The following is a 20038-nucleotide window of genomic DNA, read 5'->3' on the forward strand; positions in this document are numbered from 1 at the left end:
AGTAAGACAAAGCAGAAGAAAAGGGCCTACTGGCCCTTTTCATTATGGCTCTAAGTTAACCTTAGTTAGTGCGGATAACACATCTCTCTCAAAGTCCGCATTTCCCACGATTAAATCACTAAACTCTGTCGCCCCGTTTTCTATTACGATAGTTTGAATTGAGTTTCCATCGTTATGGGTTATTTCTAGAGATAAGTCATCGCCATCAATGTTCAAGTCAATACTATTAAGAAGTTCTTCTATCGTATTGTGCCCTGCATCTTCAACGACTTCACTCAGATCTAAGGTGTCCAAATCTCTCTCAAAACCTCTAATTAGATCTGTTCCTGTATCCAAGGAGTCGTTGACCCATTTAAAGACATCTGCCTCGTTATCATTACCGATCAAGATGTCATGACTTACGTCTACTTCAGCTTCAATAATATTTGCAGAGCCATTACTTGAAGCATTTACTCCTCCGTTTTCATCAATAACGAATTGCAGGGTATTCTCACTTTGATCGCCATCGTTATCCGTCAATACATAATCGAAGTCTAACGTTTCAACTGTATCACCCACTGCACCATAAAATGCATACGCACCATCGTTTAGGTCGATTTCCAGAGTATGTTTGCTGTCGATATAGATAGTAAGCTGCATCGTTGTGTCGTCAAATGCATGCGAAATACCATCGTTATTGTCAGTTACTATTAGGTCTGTACCATCAAACGAATAAGTGACACCGTCATGTTCTATTTCGCTAATATAACCACCATCTGCACCAATACCTGTATCTGGAGAAGTGGTATACATCAAGTTCCCCCCAACAGGTTGAATCACTGACTGCAACATAACCGGAGGTAATTGAGTTACGTCAGGAACCACAACACCATCAAGGTCTTGATTCAAAAAGCCATCATATGCTACGCGATCTAATTGCTCCGGCATAAGATTAACGCCCATACCATACGCTAGGGCTGTTATCTGATTATCAGGATCGGTTAGGTGATCAATCCAACTCTGCTCGCGAGCGTCGTTTATAAATGATGACGCAGGGTTTGGCTGACCATCTGACAAGAAGTAACTAACATTCGACGCACTGGTTAACTTACCTACATCATCCCATGACTGTTTTGCTTCATTTAGCGCGTTGTTATAGTTAGTCGCGCCACCCGCAGTTAGCGTCTCAATATACGCTTTGGCCTCCTCGACCGTCAGCCACGTCGCAGCACCTATAGCGTAAGTGGATGCTGTACTGCTATAAGTAATAATTTGAACTCGCGTTTGACCGATAGACTCATATTGATTCAATAACTGAGTTGCCGAATCTTTCATTATCTGCAAGCGATTATCCGTTCGCATAGAACCCGAGACATCCATTATGAGCTGAACGTTGGCACTTTCTTTAGTTTCTGCAACTACATCGTGAATAATAGATGCAGAATCTGGTGAGTCATCTTCCACAATAACGTTGACCGTTGTGGAGTTAGTAAGGCCACGAGCATTCGAGACAAGCACAGGCACCTCAATATTTAAGGTGTCTTCTCCAGATGGGTTGGAGTGATCAATCGGACCAAGAAGCTCCGTAGATACCACTCCAGTATCATTGACTGATATTTTGATAACCTCTTCACCGTTCGCTGAACCGATAAGCATTTGGTCGTTATTTGATAACGTCCACGTTACAGAGATCCCGTTACTAGTAAGAGCTCTAGATGGTTCACTGAGCGTAACAGAATCAACGGTTTGACCCAGCGTCAATTGTTCTACATCAGAACTCGAGTCAGTTGTGTCATCAAAGCCGTTTAGAGCAGAGTCATCAGCAATGGCGTTGCTTAAGCCTTCCTCAGAAACGTTTAGTGTTACACCTTCTACGATTGGTGGGGCGTAAGGGTTGACAGAAAAGTACCCCGTTTTACTGTCGCCATCATTATCAGTAATAGTGTAGTTAAAATCGATATCCCCATCGCCATAAGGTGAGGTCAAAGGCAAGTATTGGAAGAACTCCCATTTTCCAGTGCTAGGTGTAAGTTGAACTTCGAATGCAAGCTCTCCATCAGCCTCTGCAATCAGTCTATTAGAGTTTTGTGGATCGACGTATATCAACACGTCTTTACCATCTAGAGTCTCTAAACCAGCCTCACCTCCATTTAAGACTATAGAACCAGGGCCATCAGCTCCATATACAGCACCGAGGTTCCCATCCGCACTAGCAATTGGCACGCCAGAGTACGCACCTGTAAAGGTTATTGATTTAACGGTAAAGTCACTGTTGTCTTCAGTATCCGGGCCATTGCCATTACTGGTCGCCTCGAGGATGATTTTATCAAAGCCTCCCTGTTGAACATTGAAATTTGCCGCGTAATCACCACTGCTTGCGTCAGAGCTGAACGATTGCTGAGCAATTAATACACCATCTCTATAAAAAGATGCGATTCCTTTCTCAAGTTCACCACCAAACATTTTCTCAAATTCTATTTCTGCTCCGTAAGCAACTTTATTGCCTAAGTCTATGATTAACTGCTCTGATACACCCTCATTACCCGCGAATCGATAATCGACTTCGTTTTCTAATTGGAAGCCGTTGTTACCAGAACTTTTAACGCCAATCCCTTCTGATGATTGATTGATTTCAGCTGTTCCCAGCATCACAGATTCGTCAGACACAAAACCGTTTGCAGTCACAACAACGTCCCCAAATGTTCGACTGGTTGCATCTGCCTCACTTCCTGCAAAATCTATGCGCCCTGTCAGAACGTTAGGTGCACCAGTAAGCGACACATCGACGGGTTGAACAACAACAGGCACGTATGGGCAATCATCTTCAACGGCCACATTTAAGCTTTGAGATGTTGTTGTTTGTCCATCACTTACAGAAATCTGTAAATCAAAGTTGATGATGTCTTCCACATCATTAACAGGATGATCAAGTGGCTCAAACAGAGTAATAGTATAGTCCCAAGAGCCTTGACCTGAAGCTGAAGGCTCGCTCAGCACAACAGTAGCAACAACGCTCAGGTGAGCAGTTTTCGCAGTCAGCGTTTGAGTACTGTTGTCCCACGTCCACGATATAGGCTCCCCTCCTGATGTTAGGTTGTTAGGACCTGCCAATACCACTGAAACATTCGCCGTGTCTGGATCGGCAACTGTGAATGTTCCTGAGAAACTTGCGGAGTTAGTAGTGTCTGAAGGTGATCCTGTATTATCAGGGATACCATTAGCTAAACCTTCTTCCGAAACAACTGCATTCACAACATTTGAAATAGAAGGAGGAGCATCATTATCAATAATCGTTGCCGTACCGGTATCGCTGCCTTGCACTGCACCAATGCCGGTTACTGTCACGCTGAAATCTTCAGGGCCTTCATAAACAGCGTCATCAATGGAAGCGATACGCACATCAAACTCAGTTTGCCCTGCTGGCACGGTCACCACACCATCGTTTGGCACTGTCACCCAACCACTTCCGGTGTTGTATTCCAAGGTACCTAAGTCACCGGCTTCGGTGTCACCCAAGTTCAGGCCTAGTTCGACTTGAACTGTAGACTCGGCGGCGTTCGACAACGTTACTTTGAAGTTCGCTGTGTCACCCTCATTAATGGTGCCAGCATCTGAAATAGTCACGCTTGGACGGTCATCATCCGGATCAGGGCCTGGCCCAGTGCCATCGTCCACGATCGTCGCCGTCCCCGTATCGCTGCCTTGTACTGCGCCAATGCCGGTTACTGTCACACTGAAATCTTCAGGGCCTTCGTACACCGCATCATCAATGGAAGCAATACGCACATCAAATTCGGTTTGCCCAGCTGGCACCGTTAACACGCCATCATTTGGCACTGTCACCCAACCGGAGCCTGTGTTGTATTCTAAGGTGCCTAAGTCTCCAACTTCGGTGTCACCTAAGTGCAGGCCTAGCTCGACTTGAACTGTAGACTCGGAGGCGTTCGATAGCGTCACTTTGAAGTTCGCTGTGTCACCCTCATTAATGGTGCCAGCATCTGAAATAGTCACGCTTGGACGGTCATCATCCGGATCAGGGCCTGGCCCAGTGCCATCGTCCACGATCGTCGCCGTCCCCGTATCGCTGCCTTGTACTGCGCCAATGCCGGTTACTGTCACACTGAAATCTTCAGGGCCTTCATAAACGGCGTCATCAATGGAAGCGATGCGCACATCAAACTCAGTTTGCCCCGCCGGCACGGTCACCACGCCATCGTTTGGCACTGTCACCCAACCACTTCCCGTGTTGTATTCCAAGGTACCTAAGTCACCGGTTTCGGTGTCACCTAAGTTGAGGCCAAGCTCGACTTGAACTGTAGACTCGGAGGCGTTCGACAACGTCACTTTGAAATTCGCTGTCTCACCCTCATTGATGGTGCCAGCGTCTGAAATAGTCACATTCGGGCGGTCATCATCCGGGTCAGGGCCTGGACCACTGCCATCATCCACTATCGTTGCCGTACCGGTATCGCTGCCTTGCACTGCCCCAATGCCGGTTACTGTCACGCTGAAATCTTCAGGGCCTTCATAAACGGCGTCATCAGTGGAAGCGATGCGCACATCAAACTCAGTTTGCCCCGCTGGCACCGTCACCACGCCATCGTTTGGCACTGCAACCCAACCACTTCCCGTGTTGTATTCCAAGGTACCTAAGTCACCGGCTTCGGTATCGCCGAGATTAAGACCCAACTCCACTTGCGTTTCCGCTTCAGAGGCGTTCGATAAGGTGACTTTGAAGTTCGCCGAATCCCCCTCATTGATGGTGCCAGCGTCTGAAATAGTCACGCTTGGACGGTCATCATCTGGATCGGGGCCCGGACCCGTGCCGTCATCCACTATCGTCGCCGTACCGGTATCGCTGCCTTGCACTGCGCCAATGCCAGTCACCGTCACACTGAAATCTTCAGGGCCTTCGTACACCGCATCATCAATGGAAGCAATACGCACATCAAATTCGGTTTGCCCAGCTGGCACCGTTACCACGCCATCGTTTGGCACTGCAACCCAACCGGAGCCTGTGTTGTATTCTAAGGTGCCTAAGTCTCCAACTTCGGTGTCACCTAAGTTCAGGCCTAGCTCGACTTGAACAGTGGACTCGGAGGCATTCGACAACGTCACTTTGAAATTCGCTGTCTCACCCTCATTGATGGTGCCAGCGTCTGAAATAGTCACATTCGGGCGGTCATCATCCGGATCAGGGCCCGGACCACTGCCATCATCCACTATCGTTGCCGTCCCCGTATCGCTGCCTTGCACCGCCCCAATGCCAGTCACCGTCACGCTGAAATCTTCTGGACCTTCATAAACGGCGTCATCAATGGCAGCGATACGCACATCAAACTCAGTTTGCCCTGCCGGCACGGTCACCACACCATCGTTTGGCACTGTCACCCAACCGCTTCCGGTGTTGTATTCTAAGGTGCCTAAGTCACCGGTTTCGGTGTCACCTAAGTTGAGGCCTAGCTCGACTTGAACTGTGGACTCGGAGGCATTCGACAACGTCACTTTGAAGTTGGCTGTCTCACCCTCATTGATGGTGCCAGCATCTGAAATAGTCACGCTTGGACGGTCATCATCCGGATCGGGGCCTGGCCCAGTGCCATCGTCCACGATCGTCGCCGTCCCCGTATCGCTGCCTTGTACTGCGCCAATGCCGGTTACTGTCACACTGAAATCTTCAGGGCCTTCGTAAACGGCGTCATCAACAGAAGCGATGCGCACATCAAACTCAGTTTGCCCTGCTGGCACCGTTACTACGCCATCGTTTGGCACTGCAACCCAACCACTTCCCGTGTTGTATTCTAGGGTGCCTAATTCTCCAACTTCGGTGTCACCTAAGTTCAGGCCTAGCTCGACTTGAACAGTGGACTCGGAGGCATTCGACAGCGTCACTTTGAAGTTCGCTGTCTCACCCTCATTGATGGTGCCAGCATCTGAGATAGTCACGCTTGGACGGTCATCATCCGGATCAGGGCCCGGACCACTGCCGTCGTCCACGATCGTCGCCGTCCCCGTATCGCTGCCTTGCACTGCGCCAATGCCAGTCACCGTCACGCTGAAATCTTCTGGGCCTTCGTACACCGCGTCATCAATGGAAGCGATGCGCACATCAAACTCAGTTTGCCCCGCCGGCACCGTCACCACGCCATCGTTTGGCACTGTCACCCAACCGCTTCCCGTGTTGTATTCTAAGGTGCCTAAGTCACCGGCTTCGGTATCGCCGAGATTAAGACCCAACTCTACTTGCGTTTCCGCTTCAGACGCGTTCGATAAGGTGACTTTGAAGTTCGCCGTATCCCCCTCATTAATGGTGCCAGCATCTGAAATAGTCACGCTTGGTCGGTCATCATCCGGATCGGGGCCCGGACCCGTACCATCATCCACTATCGTTGCCGTACCGGTATCGCTGCCTTGCACCGCCCCAATGCCAGTCACCGTCACGCTGAAATCTTCTGGGCCTTCGTACACCGCGTCATCAATGGAAGCAATACGCACATCAAATTCGGTTTGCCCAGCTGGCACCGTTACCACGCCATCATTTGGCACTGCAACCCAACCGGAGCCTGTGTTGTATTCTAAGGTGCCCAAGTCACCGGTTTCGGTGTCACCTAAGTTGAGGCCTAGCTCGACTTGAACTGTAGACTCGGAAGCATTCGACAGCGTCACTTTGAAGTTCGCCGTATCCCCCTCATTGATGGTGCCAGCGTCAGTGATGGTCACATTCGGACGGTCATCATCCGGATCAGGTCCTGGACCCGTACCGTCATCCACTATCGTTGCCGTCCCCGTATCGCTGCCTTGCACTGCGCCAATGCCAGTCACCGTCACACTGAAATCTTCAGGGCCTTCGTACACCGCGTCATCAATAGAAGCAATGCGCACATCAAACTCAGTTTGCCCTGCTGGCACCGTCACCACGCCATCGTTTGGCACTGCAACCCAACCACTTCCCGTGTTGTATTCTAAGGTGCCTAAGTCTCCAACTTCGGTGTCACCTAAGTTCAGGCCTAGCTCGACTTGAACAGTGGACTCGGAGGCGTTCGACAGCGTCACTTTGAAATTGGCTGTCTCACCCTCATTGATGGTGCCAGCATCGGTAATAGTCACGCTTGGACGGTCATCATCCGGATCAGGTCCTGGACCCGTACCGTCATCCACTATCGTTGCCGTCCCCGTATCGCTGCCTTGCACTGCGCCAATGCCAGTCACCGTCACACTGAAATCTTCAGGGCCTTCGTACACCGCGTCATCAATAGAAGCAATGCGCACATCAAACTCAGTTTGCCCTGCTGGCACCGTCACCACGCCATCGTTTGGCACTGCAACCCAACCACTTCCCGTGTTGTATTCTAGGGTGCCCAAATCTCCAACTTCGGTATCACCAAGATTAAGACCCAGTTCCAACTGCGTTTCCGCTTCAGACGCGTTCGATAAGGTGACTTTGAAGTTGGCTGTGTCACCCTCATTGATGGTGCCAGCATCTGAAATAGTCACGCTTGGACGGTCATCATCCGGATCAGGGCCCGGACCACTGCCATCATCCACTATCGTCGCCGTACCCGTATCGCTGCCTTGCACTGCGCCAATGCCAGTCACCGTCACACTGAAATCTTCAGGGCCTTCGTACACCGCGTCATCAATAGAAGCAATGCGCACATCAAACTCAGTTTGCCCCGCTGGCACCGTTACTACGCCATCGCTTGGCACTGCAACCCAACCGGAGCCTGTGTTGTATTCTAAGGTGCCTAAGTCTCCAACTTCGGTGTCACCTAAGTTCAGGCCTAGCTTGACTTGAACAGTGGACTCGGAGGCATTCGACAGCGTCACTTTGAAGTTCGCTGTCTCACCCTCATTAACCGTACCTGCATCACTCATCGTTACCGCTGGGCGATCATCATCAGGATTTGAGCCAGGTCCACTACCATCATCTAAAATAGTGGCAGTCCCAGTAACAGGTGTGCTTTGTTCTTCTGTCGTGCCAGAGAGCGTAAACGTTTCTGGGCCTTCAAATATAGAGTCGTCAATAGAGTCTATAGAGACCGTAAAGTCACTTTCACCCGGTGGGATCGAAATGGTAAAGGTTCCGCTTTCACCGACTGAAACTTCTTCTGTTGTACCATCAGAAAATGTTATGAGGACACGCTCATTGACGTAGTCACTCCCGTTCTCGTCAGCTGAGCCGCCTGTTGCGGTTCCATCAAGGAGAGAAAGAATGACATCAGTGTTGTCTTCAGTAGTTGTTTGACTTAGAGTAATATCGAATACAACTTGGTCACCTTCGTTGATAGTCGGACTAGATATTTCTTGAACTAAGATAGTCGGTGGTACAGGGCCATTAATTACTCTGAAAAGATCCAACAAAGATAGTGCTTGAGTTGTAGATAGTCCGATTCCATCAATACCGACGGTCTCAAAATTCGTACTAGCCAACAATTCAGCGCCAGTACGATCTATTGCACCAGTATTTTGGGGGCTAGAACCACTTTCCTCACCTGCAGCTGGCTCAAAATCCTCACCAAGAGCAGTAGGGTCTTCTCCACTAGCGATAGCCTCGATTAGCGCAGTGACATCATCAGTAACGTTAATTGAACTACCTTGCGGTGTTACCTGTTGTACAATTAATTCTGATGTATCAGAAACTTCCTCAATAATTAATTCACCAGGCTGAGGTAGCTGACCACTTTCAAGACTTCTCAGGTTCCCATCAAGCCCTATAACCACGACATTGCTCATCAATGAACTTAACGCTACTCGATCCATGCTCTTCATCCTTGTATTAGTTTAATTAAAGGCTTGTTACTGCACTAAACACGTCTATAGTTTAGACAAAATATGAATTTTTCGTTTTATTCCAAGAGGATTTAGTTTTTTGAGAGTAATAAGGAAAATAACCGAAGAATTTGCCTTCATTTAAACCAGTTTCCGCTATGCTCTTAAGATAAAAAGGTTTTCTACGAAAAAATCGACCACTTACCAAGCAAGCTTTGCCTCGTATGCTAGAGTTTAGAGAGTAAGATTGTTGTTTTTTATTGAATTAAACATTTAAACATCAACAAGTTGATAATACGCACTAAGAAAATTCATTGTTTGTAACTTCTCGTCTCAAATATGAAACAGAATAAGAGCGACATGATTTTAGGAGAACTAACGTGAGATGGAATCGAGTACATATAGCCTGCTGTTGCTTAATAGTGTCTTCACCAGTTTTCGGTCAAACTCTAGAGCAAGCGGTTGCACAGACGCTACAAAATAACCCCGATATTAAGAGTGCATTTAACGAGTTTATGAGCCAGAAGTACATAAATGAAGCTTCATCAGGTGCTTACCTCCCCTCTGTTGATCTAGATGCTGGAATTGGATATGAAGGATTAGACCCGTCAGATGAAGTTGGTCGAGGAGACACGGATTACACTCGAAAGGAAGCTTCAGTGACACTGACCCAACTAATATGGGATGGTAGCGCTACATTAAATGATATTGATCGAACCGCAGCTGATGCTGAATCTGTTAGATTTCAACTCTTAGCAGATGCTTCAGATAAGGCACTTGAAGTGACTAAAGTGTACTTGGACGCTGTTAAAGCGTATGAAGTCCTAAAGCTTTCAGAAAACAACCTTGCTGTTCATAAAGATATTTACGATGACATTAAAAAACGAGTCAACTCGGGTATCGGCTCTACTGCTGACTTGACGCAGGTAGAAGCACGTTTGGCAAAAGCACACGGAAACTTAGCTGCTGCTCAAAATAACCTGTATGACTCTCACACGATGTTCACTCGTTTAGTCGGTCAAACACCACAAGGGTTAATCTTTCCGAGAGCGGACCAAAACTTTATCCCGTACACGGTTGATGAAGCGGTAGGCTTGGCATTTGAACTTCATCCCGTTATTCAAGTGGCGCTCGCAGACGTAGACTCGGCTAAGTTTCAATACAAACAGTCTAAAGGTGTTAATTACCCAACCATTTCAATTGAAGCTTCGCAAACATGGCGTGACGACGCTGATGGTTTAAAAGGTCGAAGTGATGAGACACTTGCCATGCTGCGTCTACGCTACAACCTATTCAATGGTGGCAGTGATGCAGCGAACTCAGAAAACTTTGCCTACCAGCTAAATAAAGCAAAAGACTTGCGTGAAGGTGCCTATCGCAATGTTGAAGAAGGATTAAGGCTTTCTTGGAGTGCGCTTGATTTAACATTACAACAAAAAGAGTTTCTATCAGATCATGTAGACTCTGCGTCTGAGACCGTAATTGCTTACGAGAAGCAATATCGCATCGGTAAACGAACACTGCTTGATCTATTGAACACTGAAAACGAGCTCTTTGAGGCGCGTAAAGACTACTTAGATTCTAAATACGCAGAGCAGTACGCCAAATATCGAGTGATGAACGCAACTGGGCAACTGTTGAGTGCATTAAGGGTTGAAATGCCTAAAGAATGGCTAGAAGAAGTGGAGTATTAATTATGAAACACATAGCTTTTATTACACTCTCATTAATGCTCTCCGCATGCAGTTCATCAGATCGTGGTGATGAATATGATTACATAGATACCCCAATTGCCGATCAGTGGGCTGATCATATAGATGATGACTCTGACGGAGTCATTAACGAGCGAGATTTGTGCCCGGGTACACCTTTGGGTGCCGAAATAGACAACGACGGTTGTGGTTCGTACGTTGACTCCTCACAAGAAATGCAAATTCGAGTACTATTTGCGAACGATTCCGATGTGATCAACCCTATCTTTACGCAACAAATTCTTGAACTATCAGACTTTTTGAAAGAGTACCCGAACACGTCTATAGAGATTCAAGGTTATGCTAGTCGCACTGGTACTGCAGAACATAATCTTGACCTATCTAAGCGCCGCGCTGAAAACGTTAGAAAAGAGCTAATGAAGAATGGCATTAGTGGAGATAGAGTTACCATTGTCGGCTATGGAGACACAGTACTTGCAACACAAGGTACAGACCAAGTTAGTCACGCATTGAACCGTCGAGTAACCGCAACAGTGATTGGCCACAAGGGTGAAGTGAAGAAAGAATGGACCGTTTTCACAACACTTCCAAAAAGCTAGCACAACAATAAACAGACCGTAAAAATAAAAGGTCTAGCAAATTGCTAGACCTTTTTTGATTTTAAATTTGACTACAGTTTAGCGCTACTACATGTCTTTGTACTGAGCTTCTAAACTCGCAATTAAGCTTTGAGTCACATCATCAACACTTGCACCGTCAAAATGGATGTCCAATGTCGAGCTCCCTTTTGTAATACTCAGGTTTGCCTCAGATCCCCCGTCTGGTGCCACTTCTACATGATACTCTCCGACATCACCAGTATGATCACCTGATTGAAGATCATTAAGAAGCTCTCCAATTTCATCTTTAGATAAGTCGTCAAACAGATCTGAGAAGTCTAGAGCGTCTTCATTTTTATTGAAGTCAGTGACAGTATCAACATCGTTAGTGACTTCACTCCACTTAAAGATGTCCGCCCCTTCTGACCCTGTTAAAGTATCACTACCTAAACCACCAATCAGAATATCATCCCCTTCACCGCCAACGAGTATGTCGTTGCCACCATGACCAAATAGTAAGTCATCACCAGCGCCGCCATATAAATTATCCGATTTATCTCCTTGGTGAGTTTGGTTGAATTCTTCCAAGTTATTTCTAACGTACTCATGTATATCTTCGCCGTCAACGGTAGACACATCCTGACCCGTTTGCTGCGCCACATGTGATTGAATCGCACTTAAGCCTTGTTCATTACCACCAAACTCAATTAAGTCACCTAACAAGATATCGTTACCTTCACCTCCTTGAATAGTGTCTGAACCTTGTTTGAGAGGTACATCTTGACCCAATATCGTTTCAGCAAGCTTAGTAACATCAATATCTGACTCTACCACACCATCAGTGTCATACTGCTTGAGTGTATGTTCATCAACGCCACTCCCAAGACCTATCGCTTCTATAGAGGACAATGCCGCTAGTACTTGATACATGTGTTGAGCTTGTGTCGAGCTATTCCCTTCATCGTAATAACGGATAGAGCCATAATATCTGTCGATATCGCCAAGGATTCTTCCTGTTAGCGGTGAATAAACCTTACCGTAACTATCTATAACGACATCACCTTTGTAGGTAACTGTTTGTCCGTATGAGTAATTGTTTTTACTCGCAATATCTTGCAGGGTAACAAGCTTGCCAGAATTATCGACGTCCAAAATCACTTTCGAGAATTCACTCGGTGCTACACCATAGAGGTATGTTGCTCTATTTGGTTGACCATCCGTAACAAAGTACGTGATATTTTGGCCATTAGGGTTAGGTTGACTGCTGAACCATTCAACGGCCGACTGTAAGCCCGCCTCATAGTTTGTGCCGCCAGAACCCTCATCATCAATTACACGATTCAACTCTTCTACAAACTCTTTTCTTGCTGTAAGAGAACTCAAGTCAACAGAAATCACCGCTGATGCACTTGAAGCAAATTCACTAAGGTGAATATTCACTGTCCCTGGCTTCTCTCCTTGATTTACCGCACTTAACAGCTCATCAAACACATCTAGCACTTCTTGCTTCGCAGTTCCTACCCAGTTACCCATGCTCCCTGAAGTGTCCAGAACAAATGCGATGTTGTAGTCCTGACCTGCAATGATCTCCAATCCTTGAACATCACCAACAATAATATCGTGATCGTCACTACCCGTTATCTGATCATTCCCATGCGATCCCGATTCCAACACATAGTCACGAGCTGTAAGCTCAACGGATTCAGTTGTTGAAGCTGCGTCATTATTTGATCCTTCAACAGACGTAGCAGTAACGCTTAGCGGGAACTCTAAGCTGCCTTCATAATCGAATGGCACTCTGATATCCAGGGAAAGCTTACCATCTGTACCAAGAGTGACAGGGTAATCTCCATTTGAATCTTGCTTAATTGCGACCCCATCAACATACACGTCAACACCGTCTGGTAGATCTTGTACAAGAGCAGTCTGCGCTAAATCCTCACTTCCATCGACATCAACTAGATCAACATCCACATCGACCGAAATCCAGCGATCTTGAAGCACTTCATAAGTGCCATCAGGTTTCAAATCAACAATTTTGTCTGCAAAAACAACGCGTTCAATTTCATATAAATGATCACCTCGGTCATCACTACCTGTATGATCGTTTACCGAATCGATAGAACGACTATCTAATAAAATCCAATATGGAACTTTACCTCCATGATCGTCTTTGAAGGTCATTTTGTAGTCATCAAAGTTCCCTGTTAAGTAGACTGTATCTTTACCATCATGCAGAGTAAGACTGGTCGCGTCATCACCATAAAACGTATCATTGTTACCACCGCCAACAAATACGTCATCGCCACCGCCACCATAGAATACATCGTTGAAATCTGTCCCAACAAACAAGCTGTCGGTGTCACTTAAGTCAGTATTGACTCCCAACACAACACCAGCGTGTGTATTAATTTTAGGTACTGCATTATCCAACCCAAGGTTGGCTGCGACAGCCTCATTTTCGGTATTGGTATTATTTATTGCCGATGTAGCTAAGTGATGGTTTGGATCAATAGCATCTCGTTTAACTAAGTCGCCAACATTGATCGTGATCGTAGGTGCATCTGCGATAGCAACAACATTGATATCAAGTGTATTTGTTACGCCAGTATTTGTGGTATAGCTAATTAATGGAACGTCACCTGACCAATGCTCAGCAGGTTCAAATATGTAACTACCATCTCGGTTTACTAGTAACGTACCACTAGTCAAAGAAACACTTTCGCCTACCTCGTAATCAGCACCATCGATAGTAAGATGATCTACCATCAGAATATTGTCGCCGTCAGAGTCATTAAGCAATACATTCCCTTGTAGAGTATTGTCTTCTATGGTTTCGCCCAAATCACTTTCCGTTTCCGTCGGTAAGTTCTCATGTACTACAACATTGATCGCCAAGTTAGATTCTGCTGAATCACCATTCGAGCTTTCTGTACTCGTTGCAGTCAAATTGATAGTGAAGTCATCATGGGAGCCCGCAGGTGGAGTCACAGTAAGTGCATCTAATGCCCAACTTGTCACGTCCAGTTCTTCATCAATAGTTGCGACAGTAATAGAACTATTTCCATCTGAAAGGATCGCACCTACAGGTAAGCCAGTTAGCGTGACTTTAAGTGATTCAGAGCCATCTGTATCATTTAAGCTTGCTTTAATTTCAGAGAGCGGTATCGCTGTATCTTGTAACCCTTCGTTCAGCTGGTATGTTTCGTAAAACGCAACACCATTAACTTCTTGTAGTTCAGACGTTCTGATATCAGTTGCTTCTAGTGCACTTTCATCACTAACTACGTAAAGACTACTATTGCTCAGGTTGACAGGCGCTTGTCCATTAATGGATACATCCACATTAAAGTTACCCGGACCACTTTGGTTATGGTGATAAATTTCAATTGGATAAAAGCCAGATACCGAAGGGGTAAAGCTAGCTCCCTTAATATCACCACTGTCGCTCCCCCAACGAGCTTGATCAAGTAACGTACCACCCAACTTAATTGCAAGGCTATCATCGGCTTGACCGACAAAGTCGTAACTCGAGCCAGCTTCGAGATAAACAAGAGATGTGACTAGAACGGCCTCATTTGCCAAGGTTGCATGAGTCCCTAAATCTTCCACATTTGCCCAACTCAATCGAGTACCATCGGCTTCATTAAGAGCGTTGATCGCTGAGATTAGAGTCTCTCCATTGACCCCCATACCATCACTAGAACCAACTTGAACATTACTCCATGTCGTAACGTTAAACTCTTGTTGAGGCAATGAGTTTAATGGCGTCACTGCAATTAAGTTCGGTTTGTCAGCTACAGGGTTCACGTCTATTGTCAGTGTCGACTCTTGACCAGAGCTCTGCCCATCTGTCGGTTTAAAACCAATTTGAGCGTAACTAGATTCCTGATCTCCGACTTGATTTCCGCCGAAGCTGTCACTGCCTGATTCATTTAATTCAGGTACAAAACGAACACCGTTTTCCTCAAAAAGCGATTTATCGAGGACTTGATCGATTTGTACAGACTGCCAATCGCCTTGCGAATCTCTGTACTCTAATGAGCCATCGCTAGGAAGCGTTGTAATTTGGACGGATAGATCTGATACATCAGAGTCCACATCGCTAATACCGAATGATGACCAATCAAGCATCACTTGAGTATCTTCATTCATCTCAACCACTGAAGGCGAAGATTCAGGAGCATCATTCACATTTACCAGAGAAACATTTACCTCGGCAGTATCAATCCCGCCAGTTCCATCGATAACCTCAACCTGAAGCGTATAATCGCCCAAGTCAACATCATCGATTGTCTTGTTCAATGAAATCTCTCCACTTGTCGGGTCGATATCAAAAATACCATTAGTGCTCGAGCCATCTGCAAAGCGGTATACAAGCACGTCATTATCGTGATCTTCAGCAACGACCGTGCCGATAACGGCCCCACTCACCGTGTTTTCGTTAACTGACCCGAAGTCGTAAACATCATCATTTGGTTTGTCACCAGCACTATCGCCGCCAGAAATAAACTCTGGAGCGTGCTGAGCATCTATAATAGAGACTGTTACTTCATTCGAGTCACTTGCAAGCGTCGAATCTGCACCAACCGTATCAATTAGAGTCACGGTTAGGTTTTCAAGATCTTCGTAAATACCATCATCGAGAGTTTTTATATCAATCGGCGCCGACGTTTTACCCGCTGGAATCGTGACTGTGTACGTACTTGGAGCAATATAATCTTTGTCATCAACATTCCCTCCGATTGTGAATGTTACCAGTACATCTTCATCTGCTTTTTGGTCAATGTTGACGATAAATTTTGCATCACTACCTTCATCAACTGAGGATTGATCTGAGCTAATAGTCACTTTCGGTGCACTTTGGGCATCAACGATCACAACACTTGCGCTGTTATTTGAAGCAATGCTCGCATCAGCGCCATCAACCTCTTTAATGGTTACTGTGAAAGATTCTGCGCCCTCATAAATACCATCGGTGACCGTCAGTAAGTCAAGAGCAGCTGAAGATTGACCCGCAGGAACTTCAACACTCAGAACGCCAACAAAATCTTTTCCATCTTGGGCCACGCCACTATATTCGACATGAACCGTAACACTCTCATCTGCAACTTTATCAAGTGTCAGCGTAAAGCCTGCCGTTTCACCTTCATTTACGCTGTTTTGATCGGCACTAATACTAACTAAAGGTGCAGGATCAGAATCCACAATATTTGCGTTACCAGTTGCAATACCATTACTGGTGACACTACCGATTTCCGTAACCGTCAGACCAAAGCTCTCATCACCTTCATGGACATTATCTAGTTTGGTCGGGACTGCGACTTTAATTTCAGCGACACCTGGAGGTATGGTAACGTCTCCATTAGGCGCCATATCTAATGTTTGAGTTTGACCATGAGTATCCACATAGGTCACTACCATAGTGCCTAAATCAACATCTTCCGCAGTATAGCTATCATTTGTTGTTGACTTCAGATTGACGACAACGGCCTCTTGAACAGGGTTAGAGAGTAAAACGGTAAATATTGCGTCAGTTCCTTCAATGACATCGCCGGCATCTACTACGCTAAGTTTTGTACTGTCATTATCAAGAACTGTTGCCGTCCCCGTTTCACCGCCGATCTCAAGAACGATCGTTTCGCTGCTTTCCACAACCAAGTCATCAATAGTCGGAATCGATATTTCGAAGCTACTTATACCTGCAGGAACAATCAAGTAACCACCTAAGAAAACAACACCATTTGTATAGGTTGCATTTGATAGATTTACGTCATTCTTATCAACTGAAGAACCTTGAGCAAGCATATCAACTTGGTACTTAACGGCAGTGCTAGTGGTTTCATTTAGAACAACCGAGAACGTGACATTGTCACCCTCAGTCACGCTATCACCGACCACAGACAGGCTTGGCCCATTTTCAGCAATATTACCATCTAGCATTTCATTAACGATATTGACTGTAGATGGATCGCTAACGCCATTTTCAGAGTCGACTGCCACATATCCAAAGCTGTCTTCGGCAGGTACACCTTCTACATAACGTAACTCCCAGTTCCCTTCATTTTTCGTAGAAAAATCTAACTGAGTAATGACCGAACCTTCAGGAAGAGCTAGATCTTTCCCATAACCAACGCTTGTTTCTTGGAATAGCATGAAGTTGCCTTCAGGCTTCAAAAACTCGAACGTTTGAGTCTGTTGGACATTATTTGAATCTAAGTATGTAACCGTAATAAGTGCTGCGTTGTCATCACCGTAATCAAACAATCCACCTAATCCATCTAAGCCAAGGTTTACGCTGCCCACAGGATTATTAGACAAATCGATCGTAATCGTTTCACCTTTCTCAATACCCTGCCCATCATTGTCAGCGATACCATTGCCGATGTGTGACACCTGGCGGTTGTACTGCGCAAGCTCACCGCTATCAGAAGAAATGGTGATAGAAGCTCCATTTGCTAAATGCTCAGTACGGGAGTGTGATGGACCTCCGTCCTCACTTAGCCCCCAATTATTGAAATCTGTTGTAGACTCGGAACTATTTAGTGTATCTGGGCGATCCTTGATACCTAATAAGAAACCCACATTATCAGCCTCATAGTAAAGGCTGTCTTTGTCATAAAGCGTATCGCTTACTTCTTTAATTTCGTGCAACTCACCATCACTATCTTTAAAGAACAACGTACCTGAGGTTGGCAGTTCAGTAATTCGGACATGTAGATCGTTGCCTTTTAAGTCGTCTTCAACATCCGCGATATGATCTTGAGAGTCACCGTGACCCAGAGGCTTCGTATCGGTATCAAACACAACGTGCGTAAGCTGATCATCGGCCACATGCGTAAAGTCTTCACTGTCAGGTTTGTCGTTTACTGGCGTGACATCGACGTTAACAATGGTGGATTCACTGACACCACCGGAGGTGACGATGTAGGTGAAGCTGTCTGCCCCGTGGAAGTTGTCGTTTGGCGTGTAAGTGACGCTGCCGTCCGGGTTGACCGAGACCGTGCCGTTAGCTGGACCGTTATTGGTATCCAGCGACACCACTTTGTCGTCGCCTTCGAACGTGTCGTTACCTAAAACCTTGATGATGGTTGGTGTGTCTTCCACAACCGTCGCGCGGTCAGATTCAATATCTGCCACAGGCGCCACTGTGAAGTTCACCGTTTGGCTAACGCTTTCACCGCTTGGATCGGTGGCGGTAAAGGTTAGGGTTTCTGAGCCGTTCCAGTCCGCAGTTGGGCTAATGGTCGCGATGCCATTTTCAATCGACACCAACACGTTGCTGTTGCCGGACACTGAGAAGTTCAGTGCGGAGTCGCTGTCTTTAAATGCGTCGTTTAAATCAATCGTGTAGATCGTAAAATCTTCTGCTAACACTTGATCTGAAATCACATTGTCGACTGTTGGTGCATCGTTAACGCGATTCACAATCAAACTATCACTGTCGCTAACCGTTGGATTAACACCATCCGATACTGATGCGCTGATCGTTAGGTCTTTAAGGTTGAGTTCGTCGTTGTTAACCGCGTCAACACCCGCTTGAGTCAGTTTGACTTCATCGCCAACTAGCGCAAAGTAGCCGTTTGAGTTGTTTTCTAAAGAAACGGTTAATTGCTCTTCTGGCGTGTCGATATCAGCGACTTCCAACGTTGCCACTACCGTATCGGTATTCACTGCATCTTCAGTGATACTTTCTACAGCATCGACCTTAATCGTTGGCGCATCGTTTACTGGGTTAACGGTAACAGCTACTTTCGCTTGGTCAGTCAGCGAACCATCAGTGATGGTGTAAGTGATTTCGGCGTCACCATTGAAGTTCTCGGCCGGTGTAAAGACCAATTTTCCATCAACAATCTCAACTGTGCCTTGCGCTTCAGGTACAGACGCCGATTGGATAGACAACTTATCGCCATCAATATCGGTGTCGTTTGGCAGGACATCAATCGTCACTGGCGTGTCTTCGTCAGTAACGGCATTGTCATTGGTCGCCACTGGCGCATCGTTCACTGGCGTCACATCGACGTTCACCGTGGTGGACTCTGACACCCCACCTGACGTAACGATGTAGGTGAAGCTGTCTGTGCCGTGGAAGTTGTCGTTTGGCGTGTAAGTGACGCTGCCATCCGGGTTGACCGAGACCGTGCCGTTAGCTGGGCCGTTATTGGTATCCAGCGACACCACGTTGTCGTTGCCTTCGAACGTGTCGTTACCTAAGACCTTGATGATGGTTGGTGTGTCTTCCACAACCGTCGCTTTATCTGCCACGATATCCGCCACTGGCGCTACTGTGAAGTTCACCGTTTGGCTAACGCTCTCGCCGCTTGGATCGGTCGCCGTAAAGGTCAATGCTTCTGAGCCGTTCCAGTCTGCCGTTGGAGTGAACGTAGCAATCCCATTGACGATCGCCACTTGAATGTTGCTGTTGCCAGAGACGCTAAACGTTAACTCGCCATCCACGTTATCCACATCGCTGAAAGCGGTATTCAGATTGATGCTGTATGGGGTGAAATCTTCCGCCAAGGTTTGGTCTGCAATGCTACTTTCAACCACAGGCGTGTCGTTCACCGCATTCACGGTGACGTTGACCGTCGCTTGGTCAGTCAGTGCACCATCGCTAACGGTGTAAGTGATTTCAGCGTCACCATGGAAGTTCTCAGCCGGTGTGAACACCAACTTGCCGTCAACAATTTCAACTGTACCTTGGTCACTCGGCACAGACGCCGAATCAATGCTTAACGTATCACCATCGATGTCAGTATCGTTTGGTAGGACATCAATCGTCACTGGCGTGTCTTCGCCAGTGACAGCGGTATCATCTTTTGCCACTGGCGCATCGTTGACTGGCGTGACATCGACGTTCACCGTGGTGAATTCCGATACCCCACCGGAGGTAACGATGTACGTGAAGCTGTCTGTACCGTGGAAGTTGTCGTTTGGCGTGTAAGTGACGCTGCCGTCCGGGTTGACCGAGACCGTGCC

The 20038-nt window shown here is 46.5% G+C and carries 4 protein-coding genes; 2 read left to right on the plus strand and 2 right to left on the minus strand.

All coding sequences use genetic code 11. The features are described 5' to 3' along the window. Window positions 1-42 precede the first annotated feature (42 nt). Complete coding sequence (locus R7H07_RS06095; RefSeq protein WP_242539579.1) at window positions 43-8739, minus strand: Calx-beta domain-containing protein; 8697 nt, start codon at window positions 8737-8739, stop codon at window positions 43-45. Between the two features lie 389 nt (window positions 8740-9128). Here R7H07_RS06095 and R7H07_RS06100 point away from each other — a divergent pair, with 389 nt between their 5' ends. Together R7H07_RS06100 and R7H07_RS06105 are read left to right on the plus strand one after the other, a co-directional pair. Beyond that, entirely contained in the window at window positions 9129-10442 is a 1314-nt protein-coding gene (locus tag R7H07_RS06100; RefSeq protein WP_021707835.1) for a TolC family outer membrane protein, read from the plus strand. 2 nt (window positions 10443-10444) lie between these two features. Next, on the plus strand, window positions 10445-11059 hold the full coding sequence (locus R7H07_RS06105; protein WP_005377363.1) for an OmpA family protein: 615 nt from the start codon (window positions 10445-10447) through the stop codon (window positions 11057-11059). Window positions 11060-11146: 87 nt separating this feature from the next. Here the strand turns inward: R7H07_RS06105 and R7H07_RS06110 are convergent. After that, the coding region (locus R7H07_RS06110; protein WP_318122873.1) for a tandem-95 repeat protein at window positions 11147-20038 on the minus strand (8892 nt) is incomplete at its 5' end.

Source organism: Vibrio sp. Vb1127 (genome assembly GCF_033338735.1).
Lineage (GTDB): Bacteria > Pseudomonadota > Gammaproteobacteria > Enterobacterales > Vibrionaceae > Vibrio > Vibrio alginolyticus.